The 17,617-nt window shown below is 57.8% G+C and carries 12 protein-coding genes and 2 pseudogenes; 3 read left to right on the forward strand and 11 right to left on the reverse strand.

The window, feature by feature from the left end; translation table 11 throughout:
* Positions 1 to 386 precede the first annotated feature (386 nt).
* Both XH85_RS46255 and XH85_RS46260 read left to right on the forward strand, forming a co-directional pair.
* Positions 387 to 783, forward strand: a pseudogene (locus XH85_RS46255) (transposase family protein); the annotation flags it as partial.
* Between the two features lie 754 nt (positions 784 to 1,537).
* Positions 1,538 to 2,286, forward strand: a pseudogene (locus XH85_RS46260) (IS5 family transposase).
* A gap of 493 nt (positions 2,287 to 2,779) precedes the next feature.
* Here XH85_RS46260 and XH85_RS10440 read toward each other — a convergent pair.
* From XH85_RS10440 to XH85_RS10450, 3 genes are all read right to left on the reverse strand, one after another.
* Positions 2,780 to 4,168 carry a M16 family metallopeptidase gene (locus tag XH85_RS10440; RefSeq protein ID WP_420809158.1) on the reverse strand — a complete coding sequence of 463 codons (1,389 nt, stop codon included), beginning with the start codon at positions 4,166 to 4,168 and terminating at the stop codon, positions 2,780 to 2,782.
* Positions 4,168 to 5,631: a M16 family metallopeptidase gene (locus XH85_RS10445; RefSeq protein WP_245473946.1), complete on the reverse strand. Its 1,464-nt coding sequence runs from the start codon at positions 5,629 to 5,631 to the stop codon at positions 4,168 to 4,170. Before XH85_RS10445 ends, XH85_RS10440 begins: the two co-directional genes overlap by 1 nt.
* Before the next feature lie 304 nt (positions 5,632 to 5,935).
* Positions 5,936 to 6,646, reverse strand: coding sequence for a hypothetical protein (locus tag XH85_RS10450; RefSeq protein WP_245473449.1), 711 nt, complete (start codon positions 6,644 to 6,646; stop codon positions 5,936 to 5,938).
* A gap of 1,181 nt (positions 6,647 to 7,827) precedes the next feature.
* Between XH85_RS10450 and XH85_RS46265 the strand changes: the two genes are divergently transcribed.
* A complete protein-coding gene (locus XH85_RS46265) occupies positions 7,828 to 8,013 on the forward strand; it encodes a hypothetical protein (protein ID WP_091881765.1) in 186 nt (61 codons plus the stop codon).
* Positions 8,014 to 8,816: 803 nt separating this feature from the next.
* On the opposite strand, the gene XH85_RS10460 is transcribed toward XH85_RS46265, so the two are convergent.
* From XH85_RS10460 to XH85_RS10495, 8 genes are all read right to left on the reverse strand, one after another.
* Entirely contained in the window at positions 8,817 to 9,326 is a 510-nt protein-coding gene (locus tag XH85_RS10460; protein WP_128931815.1) for a tetratricopeptide repeat protein, read from the reverse strand.
* Between the two features lie 106 nt (positions 9,327 to 9,432).
* Positions 9,433 to 11,550, reverse strand: a complete 2,118-nt coding sequence (gene sctV, locus XH85_RS10465) for a type III secretion system export apparatus subunit SctV (protein WP_128931816.1) — start codon at positions 11,548 to 11,550, stop codon at positions 9,433 to 9,435.
* An 8-nt stretch (positions 11,551 to 11,558) separates the two neighbouring features.
* The gene (gene sctY, locus XH85_RS10470) at positions 11,559 to 11,987 is read right to left on the reverse strand and encodes a type III secretion apparatus assembly chaperone SctY (RefSeq protein ID WP_128931817.1); all 429 of its coding nucleotides are present in this window, start codon (positions 11,985 to 11,987) and stop codon (positions 11,559 to 11,561) included.
* Between the two features lie 2 nt (positions 11,988 to 11,989).
* The gene (locus XH85_RS10475; protein WP_128931818.1) at positions 11,990 to 12,529 is read right to left on the reverse strand and encodes a hypothetical protein; all 540 of its coding nucleotides are present in this window, start codon (positions 12,527 to 12,529) and stop codon (positions 11,990 to 11,992) included.
* Positions 12,530 to 12,562: 33 nt separating this feature from the next.
* Positions 12,563 to 13,453 (reverse strand): SctD/MshK family protein, encoded by an 891-nt coding sequence (locus tag XH85_RS10480; protein ID WP_128931819.1) that lies wholly within the window; start codon positions 13,451 to 13,453, stop codon positions 12,563 to 12,565.
* Positions 13,454 to 13,568: 115 nt separating this feature from the next.
* Entirely contained in the window at positions 13,569 to 13,802 is a 234-nt protein-coding gene (locus XH85_RS10485) for a nodulation protein NopA (RefSeq protein ID WP_128931820.1), read from the reverse strand.
* A 71-nt stretch (positions 13,803 to 13,873) separates the two neighbouring features.
* Positions 13,874 to 14,167, reverse strand: a complete 294-nt coding sequence (locus XH85_RS10490) for a hypothetical protein (protein ID WP_128931821.1) — start codon at positions 14,165 to 14,167, stop codon at positions 13,874 to 13,876.
* A gap of 887 nt (positions 14,168 to 15,054) precedes the next feature.
* Positions 15,055 to 16,854 (reverse strand): HrpF/NolX family T3SS translocon protein, encoded by a 1,800-nt coding sequence (locus XH85_RS10495; protein WP_245473948.1) that lies wholly within the window; start codon positions 16,852 to 16,854, stop codon positions 15,055 to 15,057.
* Between the last annotated feature and the right edge of the window lie 763 nt (positions 16,855 to 17,617).

The raw sequence follows: 17,617 nt of genomic DNA on the forward strand, positions 1-17,617 counted from the left end.
ACTCGAGGACGCTCCGTCAAAAGAAGCCGGCGTCGAGCGAATGCGACCGACGATCTTTGTCTTGGGCACAGATTTCGCCGATGACGCTACGTGGTGCGGTCGAGAAGAATCTGCAGGGAATGAACGATGGCCTGGCGCGTGTGCGTCCTCTGGGCCGCTTCCTTGGGTGCGGCGGATGGTGTATATTATCGTTTTAAAGCGCCCACTCTGACCACCCTTTCGATTTATTAGGCAAGCCCGCCTGAATGGGATGCGAGGTGCTCGTCCGGTCGCGCTTTAGATAGATGCTCTGCATATTCGGCCTCGGCGTAAGGCAGCTCGAGCAAAACTGAACGCGACCGGGTCTGTACTTGATCAGCGGGTTCTGCTGCCCGAGTTGATTCGGCGTGGGACTTCGATGCGCAGAAGGACCGTTCGGTCTAGACGACAAGAAGCGGGCTCAGATAGAACCGTATCTGCCAAGGAACCAGACCGGCCCGTCGCGCGAAGACGATCGACGCATCATCAGCGGTAGTGTTCATGTGCGTCAGCGCGGCGGATTGCCCGCCCACACGACGATCTACAACCGGATCAATCGCTGGGCCAAGCGCCCCCATGGGCAGCTGTTCTTGAAGCTCTCGCCCGCTGCGGGAACGACAGCGTGAGTTTGTCCATCGGCTCCGCCTCGATCGAAGCGCATCGGTCCGTTAGCGGCGGAAAGCGGAGCATAGACATGCCGTCGCCCATTCGCGCGGTGGGCGGACGACGAAAATCCACGCGCTAAGCGCCCCTGATTGCAAACCTTACACGACGTCAGCTTGCCGACAGCTTCGACAATGAGCAATCCACTGTAATGAGGATCAACTGCTACACCGCCCCCTCCGACGAGCAGAGTCTGGACCAGCAGCGCGATGCGCTGGCCGGCGCCGCTCGCGCGAATACGACCAATTTTACGACCGCTTTAGCGGCCCAGGCACCAGCCTCGTCCGCTATTGACAAGAGGAGGGGTGAGCAAGTGAGGCTGTACAGAGCAATCACCAATAGCGGCAGCGTCCAGTGTGTTTTTTTGTTTTCGGATGCGAACGAACGCAATAAGGTGGGAAGTATGAGCGTAGCGCCAAGTGGCGACACGTTGCGAATTCTCACCATAGAGAGTCACGGGCGATCCAGGTACAAAGGAATCGCGACTGCTATGCTGGACATTGCCGACCGAATTATGGATTCAGCGGGCCTTTCCAGTCTATCCCTTATTTCTCAAGATGAGAGAGCATCAGAATTCTTCTGCAAGAAGGGGTTCCGATTCACGGGACAAGGGCACGACGAGAAGAATTCAGAAATGCGGCACCACATTAATGATCCACGGTGCGTTCCAGACGAAGTCATCCTTATTGGCGATATGGAACGACCAGCTAGCGTACTCTGGCGGCATGAATTGCCAGCCCATGTCCGGGCTGGCAATTCATCACGTGTCTCAATTGTACCGCTAAGAGGCCCATGGTTCGTACTTGATCAGCGGAGTCTGATTCCGTCGCCCGATTGATTCGGCGCAGGAACTTCATTGCGCAAAGGACTGTTCTGGCTTGACGACAAGCAGTGGGCTCAGATTGAGCCGCATCTGCCAACGAACCAGACCGGCCCTTCGCGCGAAAACGATCGACGCATCACAGCGGTATCGTTCACATGCTTCAGTGCGGCGCACGCTGGCGCGGTTGCCCGCCCGGCTATGATCCTTCCACGACGATCTACAATCGGTTCAATCGCTGAGCCAAGCGCGCCATTGGCAGCTGATCTTCGAAACGGCGCGCTGCGGGAACGCCAGCGTGACTTTGTCCACCGACTCCACGTCGATTAAGCGCATCGCTCCGCTAGCGGCGGAAAGGGGGAGAATGGATAGGCGATCGGCCGTTCGCGAGGTGGGTGGACGACGAAAATCCACGCGCTGACCGACGCTGATTGCAGACCTTGCGCATTTCATCTCACTCCAGGTAACGAGGCCGTTGTAGCCGCAGGTCCGGTCCTTTTGAAACTCGTGCTTCCTATGTCTGCCCTCATTGGAGACAAAGGCGACGATGGCGACGGCTTTCGCGCCGACATTATCAATCGTAGCGCGAAGCCCGTCATTCTAAACAAAGCCAACAGGGTGACTCTCCACAGCTTCAGCAAACGCGCCTACAGAGGGCCGCAAATGTTATCGAGCGCTGCTTCTGCCGGCTCAAGGATTCTCGGCGCGTTGTAACCCGCTACGGCAAACGAAACTTCCTGGCTTCCGTGTACCTCGCCGCCATCGTCGCCTATTGGATCAATTGAGTCTGACCCCTAAGGAGGATACTTACTGCAACAATGGAGGGAGGCGAGGAAAACAGGAAGCGTCGACCTCATCGCTGCCGCCGAACGCCGCCGAAATTGGCGACCCTCTGGGCTGCGAAGAGCTCCGATCCGGGCATCGCTGGTTAGGCTGGAAATGAAAATAACTAGCAGCAAGCCATTTGGTAAGTATCTCCACGTCTGAGCTATTCCCCAATGGCACGACCACAGTGCTTCAACTTAGTCTTCGCCGGGGCCGTTTTCTATCTTGCATTCACCCTGAAGACTTCAACCCGGGCTGCTTGTTTGGCAACGCGTTGCGCAGAAGCGGCGCTCGAGCGGCCGCGTGGTAGCTCTCCAATGAGCGAATATCTTCGCGAGCCAAAGGTGGGTGGCTAGAGGCACTCTGGGCGCATCAGCGAGGAGCTTGCTAAGCGCCTGGGATGCTAGAGGGTCAATTGGGTGGCGTCGTCGGGGGCGTCTAGCTGCTCGGCGTCTAGCGGGGGTGTGGTTCCCGATGGCATGGTGTCGGCTGCGCTGCGTCCCTCGGGGAGCGGCCGACGATGATTGTGAGCAGACCCTCGCCCCACAGCCGCTGCGCTGCTCTCTTGGCGTCCTCCAACGTCACCAAATCGACCATGGCGTTGTGCTTTTCGAAATAGTCGATGGCTAGCTTGTCAAGCTGATGCCGCAGCAGCGTTCGCGCCAGCTTTGATGATGTGTTGAGAGCCAGCACTTGCGAGCCCTTCAGGTAGGACTTTCCATCATCGAGCTCCTGCTGAGTCGGTCCTTCCTCGGAGATGTGGCGGACCTGCTTCTCGATTTCTTCGACCGTTTCGTCGGCACGATCGGCGCAGGTGGCGCTATTGCCGAGAAAGATGGCTGAATGATCCAGCCAGACCAGGTTCTCGCGGACCGAATAGGCCAATCCGCGCTTCTCGCGGACTTCGCGGAAGAGGCGCGACGTCAGGCCGGCGCCGCCGAGGATGTGGTTGACAACATAGGCGGCCATGAAATCGGGCTCGCTGCGACGGACAGCTGGACCGCCAAAAGTCACAACAGTCTGCGGCACGTCGAGCGGAATAAAGACCCGCCGCGGCGGCTTTGCCGGGACAACTTCGGGAACCGGCGTCGCTTCCGCCTTGGTCGGCAGGCTGCCAAAGGTCTTGTCGAGCAGTTTGCAGAGGACCCCTGGATCGACGTCGCCGACCACCGCGATTTTGAGCGTGTCTTTTGCAATCACGCGTCGGCCATACGCCTTGAGATCCGCGACCTCGATCTTCGGCACGCTTTCCAGCGAGCCTCCGGCTGGGCGAGCATAAGGATGATCGCTAAAGGCGGCTTCGAGGAACTTGCGATGGGCCACAGACGAAGGATCGGTCGAGTCGTGTCGAAGACGTGCAAGCACAGTGGCCCGGATTCGTTCGACATCGGCCGCGTCGAAACGCGGCGAGGTTAGCGCCATCCGTAAAAGGTCGAAGGCTTCGTCCGCGTTGTCCTTGAGCGTGCGCAAGGAACCCTGGAAGTGATCATGGGTTGAGCGAAAACGCAGCTCAATCGCACGACGCTCGAGCCGCTTATGAAAGGTCTTAAAGTCAAGGTCGCCGGAACCTTCCTTGAGCAGGCCAGCAACCATGTGGCTTACGCCAGGTTTTTGAGAGGGGTCCTGAGTCGCGCCGCCGGTGAAGGCAAATTCCATCGCGATCAACGGGACAGTGGAATCCTGCACGGACCAGGCTTCTATACCGCAAGACGAAACCAAGCGCTTGATCCTGGTCCGCGCGAGCGTCCTCGTGGCGGCAAGCGAATTTGGCGACGCGAGCATCGCGATTGAGAGCGAGGCTCCCCCGGGGAGGATCCTACGTCGTGTGCAAGGATGGATCACTAGAGCTTCTCCCCGTGTTTTGGCGCAGACTCTTTGATGAGATAGCCGGTCACCGATCGCTTCTTGTCGAGCCATTTCCGCACGGCCTCGTGCACCTGCTGTGCATCGACCGCGCGGATGTCGTCCGGCCAGCCTCGAATATCGTCGATGCATAGTCCCGTTGTCAGGCCGCGGCCATACCAGCGCGCGAGCATTTCATGATTGTCCTGGACGTAGGTTACTTGCGTGATCAACCGCGTTTTGACCCGCTCGAGGTCTTCGGTGCTCGCAGGATTACGCCCAATGTCGGTAATTACCTCGTCGATGGAGCGCTCGATCTGGCTGAGTTTGACGCCGGGTTTTGGTATGGCCCAAATCTGGAATAGCGAGAAATCGAGCGCGGCAGAGTGGTAGCTCGCTCCGGCAGTGACCGCGAGCTGCTTTTCGACCACCAGCGAGCGATAGAGATATGAGTTGACGCCGCCGCCCATCAACTGCTCTAGCACGTCAAGCACCGACCCCTCGCCGGCGGCCGCGGTGCGAGCCGACGGTACGAGGTAAGAGCGGTGCAGGGCTGGCTGTTCGACGCGGGAATCGGCCAACGTCACTGCGCGCGGCGCGGCCGGCGTCGGCTCCTGCGGCCGCAGGCGCTCCAGGGGAATCGATGGTTGCGCGGGGATGCCGCCAAACCTCTCCTTCACCATCGAGCGGATTTCCTTGGGGGCGACGTCGCCAGCGACAATCAGGATCGCGTTGTTCGGTGCATAGAAGCGTTTGTAGAAGGCAAGCGCGTCCTCTCGGGTAAGCGTTTCGATTTCGTGGCGCCACCCGATAATGGGGCGACCGTAGGGGTGGTTGAGGTAAAGCGCCGCCATCATCTGCTGAGCAAGCCGTTCACCTGGATGGTTGGCGACGCGCTTATTGAACTCCTCCAGCACGACGTCGCGCTCGGACAGCACGTTCTCATCTTTGAGAATGAGACCGGTCATGCGGTCGGCTTCAAAATCCATCATCTCGCCGAGGTGCTCGCGCGGCACGTGCTGGAAGTAGCTGGTGTAGTCGAGCCCGGTGAAGGCGTTGTGATTGCCGCCGGCGCGCAGCACGGCCTTGGAGAATTCATTCTCCGGATGTTTGGAGGTACCCTTGAACATCAGGTGTTCGAGGAAATGCGCAAGCCCCGATTTGCCAGGCGGCTCGTCGGCGGAACCGACCTTATACCAGATCATCTGAGTCACGACGGGTGTGCGATGATCCGGGATCACGACTACCTCCAGGCCGTTCTGAAGCGTGAAGCTAGCTGGTCGATCTGATCTGACCGTGTCGGAAAAAACGCCACCCTCTTCAAGAAGAAATAAGTCAGTGCTTTCATCCGTACTATGCTCGACCGCCAGCGCGGTGGGCGTCGTCGAGTCGGAGGCACTGGCGGTACCTCCCGCCTTGGCGGTGACCGAGATCCGGTTATTCATTGCATCGCCTTTTTTCATACGGATCCACGTTTATGGCGGACAAATCCGACAAAGCGGGTAGCCGCACGTGTTTGCCAAACAGCAGAGCAAATGCCGGACCAGTTGCCGGAGTGGCGTACTTACGGGCGCGCGCACGCCGACTGGACGCAAAACAGAACCGGCGCGTACTATTCTGGCTAACCTGGCGTGAACACGACATTGCGCACCACGCGTCAGGACAACTTGGCACAACTGACAGAAAGGAAAACTTGCAGAAAAGGTGGATTGAGCGGCGATATGACGCCGGTGCAACTTTCGGCAGGCTCGCTGTTACACTCTCGCTCTACGCAATGAGGGGCTTGGCAATATTTCTCATGGTCGCGAGGCGGGAGTTGGCGAGCAGCTCCTTGGAGTACACTGCGCCGAAATAGTCCAGGACGAAGGTGCCAGAATAGCGTAGATTATCCGACGCGCGGATTAGGTTATCGAGAATTGTGGCGGCTTGGTCGATGCGGTCGCGATAGCGTGCGCGGATAACGTTAACGGCGTTCATCGAGTGGACCGCCTCGTCGGCAATAACCTCCCGCAGCCAATAATGGAACGTGTTGTTCCCAAGGGCGTCATAAAATGGCTTTTCTGCTGCATAGGCGCGACAAGTGCACATCTCATCAAACGCGATTATGACCATTAGGGAGAATTCGTCCTTCAGGTGTTCAAGGATCGGACCAAAATCATGCGTTCGGGCGTCCAATCTCGCCCGAAGATCCGTTTCCGACCCGTTAGCGACAAGTTCAATGATTCGGATGAATCCGTCGGTGTGGCGCTCTTCGTCAATCGCCCACGCGTGGAAGAATGCTGCAGCTTCATCGGACGCGATAAGATTTCGCGCCACTAATTCTTGTTTCAGGTACCGAGCGTCATATTCCGTGTACAGATCAGGCCACAATTTGTCCCAACGTGCGTGGACAGCCGACGGCTCGGCGGCGAACATCGCTGGCGTAAGAGCATCGAATAATTCTTTTGGATTCCAGTTCCGTCGAAACGGCGTGATCATCCGAGTGCCCCTAATCGCGTACCGTGCGAGCGCTCCGGCGCAACATTGTTGTCATCTGTTGCCAGCCGTACGCTCGCACAGCATATGCTACAAACAAACAACAGATGCCGTCGTCTCCTTGTTTTGGTAGGCTGATGGCCAGAGGCCTTTCGGCCGGCTGACGCCTCCTCTTGAATGGCGCAGTAGCCTTTCGTGATGCACACGGCCGCAAAACCAGGAACACTCATCATTGCTAGTCGCCGGTCCAACACGGCCTCACCTGACTCCGGCCGGGCCGCCATGCTGACAGGCATCATAGTTTCAGCAGATCCACGACGCCGTCTGTTGACGGGGAGGACTGCGGCACGTTTTGAAGCACAATTAGCGGCACACGTGGTATCGGATGGGAGGCCCGGGCACCAATCGGATGTGGATCAAGGGGTGATTAGTCTGCGTCCCAGGAGATCCCAGCCGTTAGCCTCGTTCCCATAGCCTTTTACTTTTCGTAACTTGCGGCGATACTACTTGAGATGAGCATCGATGAGTATCTCTGGCCTTCTTCGATTTCGCTTAATGAATTCCTGTGCACTCCCGCCGCGCAAGCGTACTGCTAAATCAATTAAACCGAGCCATGGAAGGTTATGCGATTACCTACACGACCTGGCAGATCGCCTAGGGTTGCGAGATTAAGAGGATTTGTCTCTAAGCAGCATTTCGGTCGTCGACCGGCGAGGCAAGCAACTGCTCAGTCTCGCTAGCGTCGATGAGACGGAGGAAGTCACAGTTGCGTGCCGTTTGCTGTTTATGGAGGCAAAGGGATGCCGACAAAGCACCGGCCCTCTTCGTTCTTCAAATCACCAATAAACGGATTGCTCATTACTCCTGAGGATTCGAAAGACAGGCCAGATCACAGTCATCTGATTGAGATTGCAAGCCGAAACGTGCCTCGTTCCCGTTAGCTATTTCTACATTCCGCTATCCAACCAATAAACTGAGACAACGGGGTGCAGAAGCGCTCGGATGGAGCACTGCGGAGCCTGGTTTTATGTGGATGCGCTCCTTTTGGAAGACGTTCATTGTCGGTCCCCCTCATGCCGACAAGATTCTGCCAACCATTCACGCCTTCCGCTCCGACCGCTAACGGATCGAAAACGGTTTTCGAGCAAGTTCTTGCCCGGGATAGCAGGGGAGGAGATCCACACATGACCGGACCGGCCGTTATGGAAAACGTGCGCCGCTATCGCGCGATAGCGTCGTTGTGCCGTCAGTCCGCCGCATTTCGGCCAATCCAACGGGACTCATTACTAGCGCAAGCTGCAGAGTGGGAGGAACGCGCGATCGCGGAGCTCGAGAGATATTTTAGTTCCTCGGCCGCATGTTTTCGTTAACGGCAGCGGGCGCTTCGCAGATCCACGATCGAACAATAAGTAAGGTTCACGAGGGAGAACCGTGGCCAGGTGATCCGGTTGCGCAAGCCAGCCCTCGTGAAATCATGTCGGCGTTGGCGCTACTGTCTTCAGCTGCGGCAAAGATATAAGCTGCCTACTCGCGCATTTGGCATCTTTGTTCTTGTTCCACTTGTCGTCCTGCTTGGCGGGATCAAGCGCCATCATCGAGTCACTTACCTCAGCAAAACCCAACGCTGCTGCGCGAGCTTTCGCTGGCGATTGAATGTGTAGAGAGGGCGAGCGGTTCGTCGCCATCGCGCCGGAGCTGACGTTCCAGAAGTATCGCCTGGGTTGTTGGCCAGCGGATGAGTGACCCTGAGATCTATCGTCGAGGTGCTTTCATCTCGTCCAGGAAACTTATCGCGCTCGACGGAAGATTTTGAGATATCAACCACTGGGGGCTCGGAAACGGGCGAGTACGGCGGGGTTGCCACCGAAGATCGACCCGAGGGAAGAATTCGATGGCGCCGAATTCTTAGTAGAGACTATGTCCTGGAAACGTTTGACTATCAGTTCAGTACGAGCCATTGTTCGTGGGGCGTCCCATTCATCCGTCGCGGATACACTTGGCGTGTGGTTGGGTTACTGATCTGGTTATACATGCCGGTTTCATTGTATGAACGATGTCGCTTCGCAGGGAATTTAGCTCTTGAGCCTCAACGGCGGCTGATAATCGGCTAGCTGTCGGTAAGCTGACAGATACGCACGAGCAGCTGCGATCCGCTCTTGTTCGTTGGCTACCCCTAACGGTACGGTGCGCGCCGGCCATCCGCTTGCAGTTGTGGGCCCGAATTGCCTTTCTGCGTCGTCCCTTCAAGGGCGAGCGACAGCTTGAGATTGTTGCTCAACATCGGATTTTCTGGGTCAATTGCCAGAGCTTGGCGGTATAGCGTTTGCGCCTCGTTATGGCGGCCCTCGTGATCGAGCGCAACACCTTTGGCATTCAGTGCGCGCAGGTCGCCGGGTGCTGCAAGCAAGATGTTGTCGAGCACCTCAAGCGCCTCATCAGGGCTTTCACGCATCAGCAGGGCCCGCGCGAGAGGAATCGCCGCATCGACATTGTCCGGTCGTTGCCTCAGCGCATCGCGCAAAGCCTTCTCGTCAGGATCCCGAGTGAGGGCCTGAGAGATGCGCTCGCGCATAGCCGGATCGACCTCCTTGGCCCCAACCAGCTCTGCCGTAGACGTCGGCTGCTGTGAAAGACCCGACTTGTGCGAGTTAACGCAACCCGTGAGCAGCACAATGGCAAGCATGGGGAGAAAGGCCGAGCACGAATGGCGACGAAAGTTACGCCAGCGCCCCATAGCGTTAGTCTTACATGAATTCATAAGCGACCTCACGACCCCAAACCTGTGCTCGTCAGCCGGCCGCAGGGAGGAGGTCACGATGCCCGCCTGTAGGAGTCTTGTCCTTGCCAGGCGCAAGTTTGACGGAGCCAATCGGCTGGACGGTGAAGTCCGAGGCGAGATCCTGATACGAGAGAACAGGTAGGTCTATTCCATTGCGGGTGAGAAAGCCGCGGACGAAGCGCCGGATATCCATCGAGCCCAGGATAACTGGCTGGTTCTGACTGCGCGCGATGCTCGAATGGATCTGGCGAAATTGTGCAAGCAGCATCTCGCTTTGCCGATCCTCCAAAACGAGGTAGGGACCGACAGCGGTCTCGCGCACCGCACCTCGCACGATATCCTCGGTCTCACGCTCGACGATAAAGGCCGCCACAACACGATGGGCGTTGGCATAGCGGTGACAGATCTGCCGCTTCAGAACGGAGCGCACATATTCGGTGAGCAGTACGGCATTTTGCTCCCGTTCGCTCCATTCTGCGAGCGCCTCCAGAACCAAACGGGTGTTCCGGATCGGGATGCCCTCGTCCAGCAAGCGACGTAGCACATCCGCGATGCGAGGGATCGGTGTCGTGCGCAGCACCTCCTTCACCAGATCAGCATATTCCTGCTCCATCCGGCTAAGCAACTGACGCGTTTCCTGAATGCCCACCAGGCGCTGTGCATAGCGTGTCAACGTCGACTGGACGCGCAAGGCGATGATTTCGCTCGGACGGTGGTGCCCTATTCCGGCAGCTTTGAGAGCAGGCGCATGTCCTTGTTCGATCCAGATCCGATTCGTGTCTGGGTCCTGCCAAAAGGGGATCCCGCTCAGTTCAATGTTCGCCACGTCGTCGTTAAGTAAGAGTTGTGTCGGGTCAATGGCGCCCTCTTCCACCGGCACTCCTTCGACATCCACCCGGAATTGCGATTGGGGCAGGTGCTGTGCGCTTTGGGCGGGAATGCGTGGAATTGTGATGCCAAGATCAGCTGAAACCAGTGCCGAAAGCCGTGCGACGCACTGCTCGAGTTCCCCTACGTCGATTGCCTGCATCAGGCTTGGCGCTAGCAACAGCGTAATCGGAAGTGCCTCCGCGGGCACGGTTTGCTTCTGACCTTGTGCAGAAGCGGGAGCCGAACCGGTGGGACCGGCGCCGGCCTTGGGAGCGGTCTTGCCCTCTTGCACGCCAACCTTGAGAAAGCTGGCGGCGGAGAACAGCGCGGCCAGTATGACAAAGGGCGGCAAAGGGAAGCCAGGAACGAACCCCATCACAAGCAAGACACAGGAGGCCAAGCGTAGCGCGTGTGTGCTGGCCGTAAGTTGGTTGACGATATCGGCGCCGAGATTGAGTCTGGAAGGACCGTTGACCCGAGTGACAATGGTTGCGGCTGTAATTGACAGCAGCAGGGCCGGAATCTGCGAAATGAGCGCATCACCGATCGTCAGGATGGTGTAATGATGCATCGCCTCCTCGAGGGACATGCCCTTGGAGAGCGATCCGATCGTGATGCCACCCAGCATGTTGATGCAGATGACTATTAGTCCGGCTATGGCATCGCCCTTCACGAATTTCATAGCGCCGTCCATCGCGCCGTGCAGTTGGCTTTCTCGCTCCAGCGCGCCGCGCCGGCTGCGGGCTTCGTGCTGATCGATATGGCCGTTGCGCAGCTCCGCGTCGATCGCCATCTGCTTGCCCGGCAGCGCATCGAGCGTGAAGCGCGCCGATACCTCCGCCACCCGTTCGGCGCCCTTGGCGAGAACCATGAACTGCACCATGGTCACGATCAGGAATATGACAATGCCGACGGCGATATTGCCGGATATGACGAAATCGCCGAACGTATGAATGATGCTGCCGGCATCGCCCTCGGCTAGGATCAGTCGCGTCGTTGCAACGGTAAGAGCGAGACGAAAGACGGTGGAGATCAGGATGACGCCCGGCAGGGACGAAAAGTCGAGCGGCGTATTGAGATACAGGGCTACCATCAACAGCAATATGGCAAACCCCAGATTGAAGCCGATCAGCATATCGATCACAACGATCGGGATCGGCATGATCATCATTCCGATCGCCAGAAGAAGCATCAACGCGACCATCAAATCCGGGTGAGCCGGCGCGCGCGTGATGAGATTTCGTAGAAGGTTGGCCATGAGAAGCCTTATTGTTGTTTGATTGCAGCTGTGCTGCCCCGCAACAAAACATAGCGTTTGAAGACGGCTTGCGCTTCGGTCATGCGGCCAGCGTGACGCAGGGCGTGGCTGCGCATCAGCATCAAAGGCGGGCACGAAGACGGCTCGTCATCCAGTTTGTCAAGCCTGTCCAATACCGACAGTGCTTCGTCACCGCGATGCTCCGAGATGAGAGCGTAGGCCAGGATGCGGAGCAAGCCGATGTCTTGAGACTGTTCGTGAGCGACCAGCCGCAACAGAGCCAGGCTCTTGGCGCTTTGTCCGCACGCAAGGTAGACATAAGAAAGCACGCAGAGCAAATCTCGCTCCGGCCCGGAGATCAGCTCGATAGCGCCGGCTTCGGAAACGATCGGCGGCTGTGTGGATGTGAAATGTTGCACTTTGTCCGGCCCGACCATTGCTAGCCTTTGATCAAGCCGTTGTGACTCTGCCGGAGCAGGAGTAAACGTTGCAGCTCCAGTTGCAGAAGGGCGGCCCCTTCACGTGGCACCAAATCCTCTGGCGCGGCTGATAGCGTATCAGCCAAACGCTCCAGAAGAAGGCCGTGTTGCTCAGGACGCAGAACATGCGAATGACGTAAGCGCGGCGTCACGAAGCAGAGCAGACTGTGCGCGAGATTGGGCTCATTATGCCAAGCGAGTTCCGAGCCTGACTCGATCTGACCTGGCGGGGCGCGCGCCTCGTCGAGATTGATGCGCGAAACTGCATCGATCGAACTGAGCTCGAGCGCGCTCTCGATCGTGGCGTCCACCAACCGATCCTGCACGTCACTATGATGAGAAATTGAGGTGTGGCTCTTGTGATCATTGCCACGCGTCCGGTCAATCCCGATGGACTTGGCTCGAGAATTGACCGGCGTGACGGCAGATGCATGATGATCAACGTTTGGCTCCTGAAAAGAGGTGCCGGGCTCGATGGGATTCGGGGGCAGCCTAGTCATGGCATTTTGCTTCCTTACCTGCGGCCTAAAACGCTAATAGGGTAGAGTGGCAAGCCGGCCATCCCGGCTCAGCAGAACACGCCCTTCCTCAATCCCGTAGACGGTCCATCCATTGCTCAAGAGCGCGCCGACGAAATACTTTTGACCAGCAATGACAATATAGGGATCGCTCCCGCGCCAAACAGCTTGGACCCCAATTGCGGGAGGCGTCTTCTCATCCTTGATAGCCACGGCATTGACGAGCGTATAAGCGCCATTGCTATTGTGATCAAACCGCTGCTGGACGTCTCGCCATGTGGCGAGCGAGGCGGGCGTAACGCTGCCATCGGCGGTGACAACGCCCGCCCCAGAGCCAACCTTGATGCCGACAAGGCCCGCTCTATCAACTTCCTCTTGCAACCGTTCGGCAGCTGCATCGGCGGCCAAAGCATCAGGAGCGCTGAGCACCAGCTTGGGCGCAATGTCCGGAGCAGGGGACGGCGGACTTGACGCCACGGTGGTATCGGTCTGGACAAAATTGGATGAGACTGCGCCAACCGCGGCAGAGCTGATCAGGACCAAAGCGAGAAAGGCGAGCGATATATGCCGGCGGTCGATGGAGCCAGCTTGTTTGTAGTCCTCGATCGTCCAGCGAATGGACATCGTCCCGGCATGCAAAACGAAAGGAAGAGGGACAACAATGGATTCGTTCGGTAAAACAGTCTCGTGCCCCTCGATCCTAACGTCCCTTGCAAGGGCCTCGATCTCGATTGAATTGGAATGGGGGGTGACACGAAGATGGTGCGGTGCGAGGCCTTGTTCGACGAAGATTAAGTCAGCATCGAGGCTGCTGCCAATCAGACACGATCCGACCCCCACTTTACTTGTCAGCCCGGAGTAACACCCCGACAACACTTCAAAATGCGGGCAATTTGGTTCATTCACGGTCGGTTTCCTGAACAGCGAACGGAACCGTACGGCAAAACCGTACGGCCCGTTGCGACCTCACAGACTAAGCAGCCGGGGAAAGTGGGGCGGCGACGTCGCCCCATCTCATCCCTTACTGCACCCGCTCATCGGCCGCTTTCTTGACGGTCGAGAGCTCGGTCGAGACGACGCGAAGTTCCACATCCCTCTCAGCAGCCTTTGTGCTGGTCAAAGTCAGAGCGGCGATTTGCCGTTGGAATGCCGCCTCTCCAGCAGCTTCAGCAGCCGCAGAACCGGCTGCAGCAGTAGCGGTGCCGGCCGCCCCACCCGCAGTCGAGGTATGAGACGCACCAACTTTGTTAGACATACTATTCTCCTGTGTGCTCGAATTTCGCCGCGACGTGCGGCTCCTATTTCCTAACGTCGCAACATGCGACGTCAGGAATCCTCCTCTGTCTCGGCCATGACATCGTCGAAATGGCTCATTGCACTATTCGCAAATTGGAGAGCAACGGCTCCCAAAGCGACGCTGAACGCTTGCTGCATAGCGGCTTCTTGCGAGTTGCCGCCCGTGGACGCGCCGCCGTTTACGGGAATGTTTGCATCAGGGGATCGGGCATGATCGTCGCGCTCGCCAGGCTTGTGAGATCCTTTTTTGCCGCCGCTTTTGCCGCCAGCCGCATGGAGGTCAGCATCAACGTGCCCAGCGGCGCTAGAGCTCGTAACGCGCATCGGGTTCTCCTATGTCAGTTCGATCGTGCCAATGGAGGCAGTTTCCTGCCCCTCACTATGCAAGTATTAGCTTTCGACAAGCTGACGAGTCGTAGAAAATGCAATGAGCCGATGGTCGATCATCATTATACGTCTTCACCAGCCGACCGTATTTGAACGAGACTGGAGATCAGATGGTTAAGACAAACAATCGTTTGTGGAGCTTGATCGGGTGAGCACGTTGCTCATCGTTTCGAAAGCTTCAATAGCGAAATATCAAAGCCACCATTAACAAAAGCGTTTTGAGGCCGACGTGCTGCAATCTCGGGCTCACGTCCCTTGCGATGCCTCCGAGCTCTTTCGCCAATCTGCTTGCAGTCAGGCGAAGCGCATTGAGCTTGACCTGGTCGGAGCGTGGCGGAAAGCAAGAGTGACGGCCGATTCAGCGGCCAAGACCGGTCCCTCGGTTCTGGCGGGTCCATAGCAGATCCGTCAATCGCGCCTCCCTTTCAGGGAGACCGAGCAGAAGCCCGCCACTCGAGAAAGAGCCCTTCGGACTTCTACCTGCCCTGGACCAATGTGCTCTCGATCCTTGCGCAACCGGCAGGCTCCGCGGCTGCGGCCGGTCTGTCGCGAATGCATCGCGGTCTTGACAGGCGGCGTATGCAGTCGATGGAATTTCACAGCGGCAGACTGGGTTTGAGGTCGAATTCGAACGATCGAGTGCGGCCAACATAGTTTGTACGCAGTGAAGAGCCGAAATAAGTTCCTCGGATTCGGGGGCGGTCTCAAGTATGCTGGTAGAGCTTGCGCGACCTACTGCTCGGCAGAGAGGCCCAACCGCGCGGAGGCCGCGCAAGCTCAATCAGCGTTTCCAGCGTGATCCTGAGAAGATAGCGTCGCTCCGCCTAGGCGTTAGCGCCTGCAGCTTGCAAGCGCTCGGTTTCGATGCGAGCCTTCAGGTTATTCAGATAATCCTCCGCGTAGGACTGGGCCACCGAAACCGGCAGGTTGATGCCGGCCGTCGCGGCTTCTTGAATTGCCTGCTTCACCAAGCCTTCTCGCATTGCTAATTTGACCTCAGGTCCGGCGATGCAGCCCACCGCCTGTGCCGCAAGGCTCAGCCCGGCTTCTTCCAGCGCTTGCTTTATGTTGCCGCCACTGATGGCAGTGTGAAGAAGATTTGCAGCTTGCGCCTCGGCTTCGAGGACCATTGACGCCAGATCGGCCAATTCACCCAAGCCTGGAATGAAGCCAAGTACACCGACTGCTGTCGCGGCCCAGTCGAATACCTTAGAGCCAACTTTGAGCACATCATTAAGTGCGTGCATGAAGGCGCCACCGTTCTTTTTGGGAGACTTGATGTCGGGCTGGTCTGCGACGCCCATCGTCATGTCCGCGACCGCGTCCTGCTCGGCAGGCGTTCGGACGGCATGCGTCTTCACTTGGTGAACGGTGCGGTTCGCACCCGACATGTTGTTGAAGAACTGGTTGAAGTCGGTGTTGCTGATGTTGCCGGAATCGACCGTATGGCCGCCGCCGAAGTCGAAGAACTTATGGTGGGTTTTGTAGCCCGTAATCGCGTTGTTCATCAACCCGAACAACACAGGATCGGAGAGCAGCTGGGAGGCCGCCTTTCGCACCTCGGGCGCGAGGCTCTTATCATCCACCATGCTCGCCAGCTTCTCCCGGGTCAGATCACCCTTCCCGAAGAAAGCGTTTTGGTTCTTGCTGATCGTATTGAGCGTATCGAGCTCGGCTTGCGTGAGATTCATCGATGATGAAGCAACCTGCAGGAAGTCCTCTTTGTGGACCTTGTCTATCGAGCCACCGTACAAGTGCTTCCATTCATCCGGGTGGTCGAGGAAGTATTGAGCGGCCGCGAGGACCTGTGGCGGGCATTTGCCGGTTTTAGCTTCGCCGTCGACGATCCGCTTGAAATCCGCAAGGCTCAGGTTCTTAGGCAGGTTGTCGGAATACCGATAGAGCTCGCGCAATGCATCGGTCTGGGTCATAACCGATGGCTCGCCATTCCGGGTGCCGTCGGAAGGAATGTAGTTTTGCGTATAGCTCTTTGCCCGCTGCTCCTGGAAAGCAGCAACCTGAGGGTGGTGATCGGAGAAGCCGGAGAGATCACCTGCTTTGATCTTCCCGCCGCAGCGGCCGTCACCTTGCGAGCCTATCGCATAGAAGAGCTCTGGGTCCTGTTGCAGAGCCTCGATCGCCGCCTTTAGATCCGGCGGTGTGGAGGGGTCGTTGGCCAAATCTCCAAGAGATTTCCAATCAAGCGGGCATTTGTCTTTGTGTCGGTTCAGCACCGATACAATCTGCAGCTCGGCATCAGTCAGCGTGCCGCTGTTCCACGTGATCCTGGAGCTTTGTACGGGTGCCTCTGCAATCTTCGGGGCGCTCGCAGCGGAGGAGGACTCCGCGGAGGATGGCTCTGGGGCCTGCTGACATGCGTCCAGTGCGGCCTTGACCTCCGGCGGGAGGATGTTCCGCACCTCCTGCGTGAGTTCCTCCGTCAGCTGCTTGGCTGAGTCTGCAGCCGGCGGAACCTGTGGAGTGGAATGGTCATCGGCATTGTCTTTCAACGAGAAACTAGCCAGCATCGCCTCGAAGTTTGAAAGATCCCGCGCCGATGAGGGCCCGGAGGCCAGCCCGGACAAACTCGAGCTGGCGGTTACCGATAGGTTGTTGACTGACATTATACGGTCCTCTGATTTGAGATCGCACCACAAGCCGGTCATGTGGCGCAGCGCGAGAATCGCGACGAACAACGAGCAAGAAATGTCGATAGGCTTCGATCGCTCCTACCACTTGCTTCCGATTGCTCAGTGCGCCCCCAGCGCTCAGTTCCGCTACAATCTATAGGCACATCGCCGTCTAGATATTCACGCCACATGGTAGGTTCGATTAGCTTTCCAAAAGCTGACGGCGCTCAGAGGTTTCACAACGAGACGCGCAATGATGGTGTGAGAGGCGGTGATGGGTTCTCGATATCGGAATCGGCTTGCTTGTTATGCTCGATCGCTCGCCTCCGGGCCAACTAGGTGGAATTAGCGAGGCCGAGTCTGCCGCTCTGCGGATGGTCACGTGCGCTGATTCGTGAAACAACGTCGCAGGTCTCCGCAGCGTCTTATGGTGAAATCACCCACGCGTAGCGACCTCGCGCCTGCGCCCAACGAGAGTGTTGGCGCTTGCGTAGATGCTCGAAAGAGTCCGACGGTATTGTGCGGACCCTATTGCCCCGAGCGGATCGAAGCTCAGCTGCACTCGGCATTCTTCATGTCGTCATGCTTAGCCGCTTGGCGAGTGTTCGCTCGAACCTACAGGCCAAAGGGAAGGGTCCAGCGACGGTTTGAGACGAATAAAACCTTCTTCTCGCCATTCCGCCGTGTGAGGCACACCCAGGATGGTGAACGTTGTTGTCCGGACACCCCTGGTAGGTATGAGATCGCGGCTTCTTAG

The organism is Bradyrhizobium zhanjiangense, assembly GCF_004114935.1.
GTDB classification, from domain to species: Bacteria; Pseudomonadota; Alphaproteobacteria; order Rhizobiales; family Xanthobacteraceae; genus Bradyrhizobium; species Bradyrhizobium zhanjiangense.

Coding starts and splice junctions, on each gene's coding strand:
- XH85_RS10445 (WP_245473946.1), bottom strand. CDS start 5,631: ATGAAAAAAGGCGATGCAATGAATAACCGGATCTCGGTCACCGCCAAG.
- XH85_RS10450 (WP_245473449.1), bottom strand. CDS start 6,646: ATGATCACGCCGTTTCGACGGAACTGGAATCCAAAAGAATTATTCGAT.
- XH85_RS46265 (WP_091881765.1), top strand. CDS start 7,828: ATGACCGGACCGGCCGTTATGGAAAACGTGCGCCGCTATCGCGCGATA.
- XH85_RS10460 (WP_128931815.1), bottom strand. CDS start 9,326: ATGCTTGCCATTGTGCTGCTCACGGGTTGCGTTAACTCGCACAAGTCG.
- sctV (WP_128931816.1), bottom strand. CDS start 11,550: ATGGCCAACCTTCTACGAAATCTCATCACGCGCGCGCCGGCTCACCCG.
- sctY (WP_128931817.1), bottom strand. CDS start 11,987: ATGGTCGGGCCGGACAAAGTGCAACATTTCACATCCACACAGCCGCCG.
- XH85_RS10475 (WP_128931818.1), bottom strand. CDS start 12,529: ATGACTAGGCTGCCCCCGAATCCCATCGAGCCCGGCACCTCTTTTCAG.
- XH85_RS10485 (WP_128931820.1), bottom strand. CDS start 13,802: ATGTCTAACAAAGTTGGTGCGTCTCATACCTCGACTGCGGGTGGGGCG.
- XH85_RS10490 (WP_128931821.1), bottom strand. CDS start 14,167: ATGCGCGTTACGAGCTCTAGCGCCGCTGGGCACGTTGATGCTGACCTC.
- XH85_RS10495 (WP_245473948.1), bottom strand. CDS start 16,854: ATGTCAGTCAACAACCTATCGGTAACCGCCAGCTCGAGTTTGTCCGGG.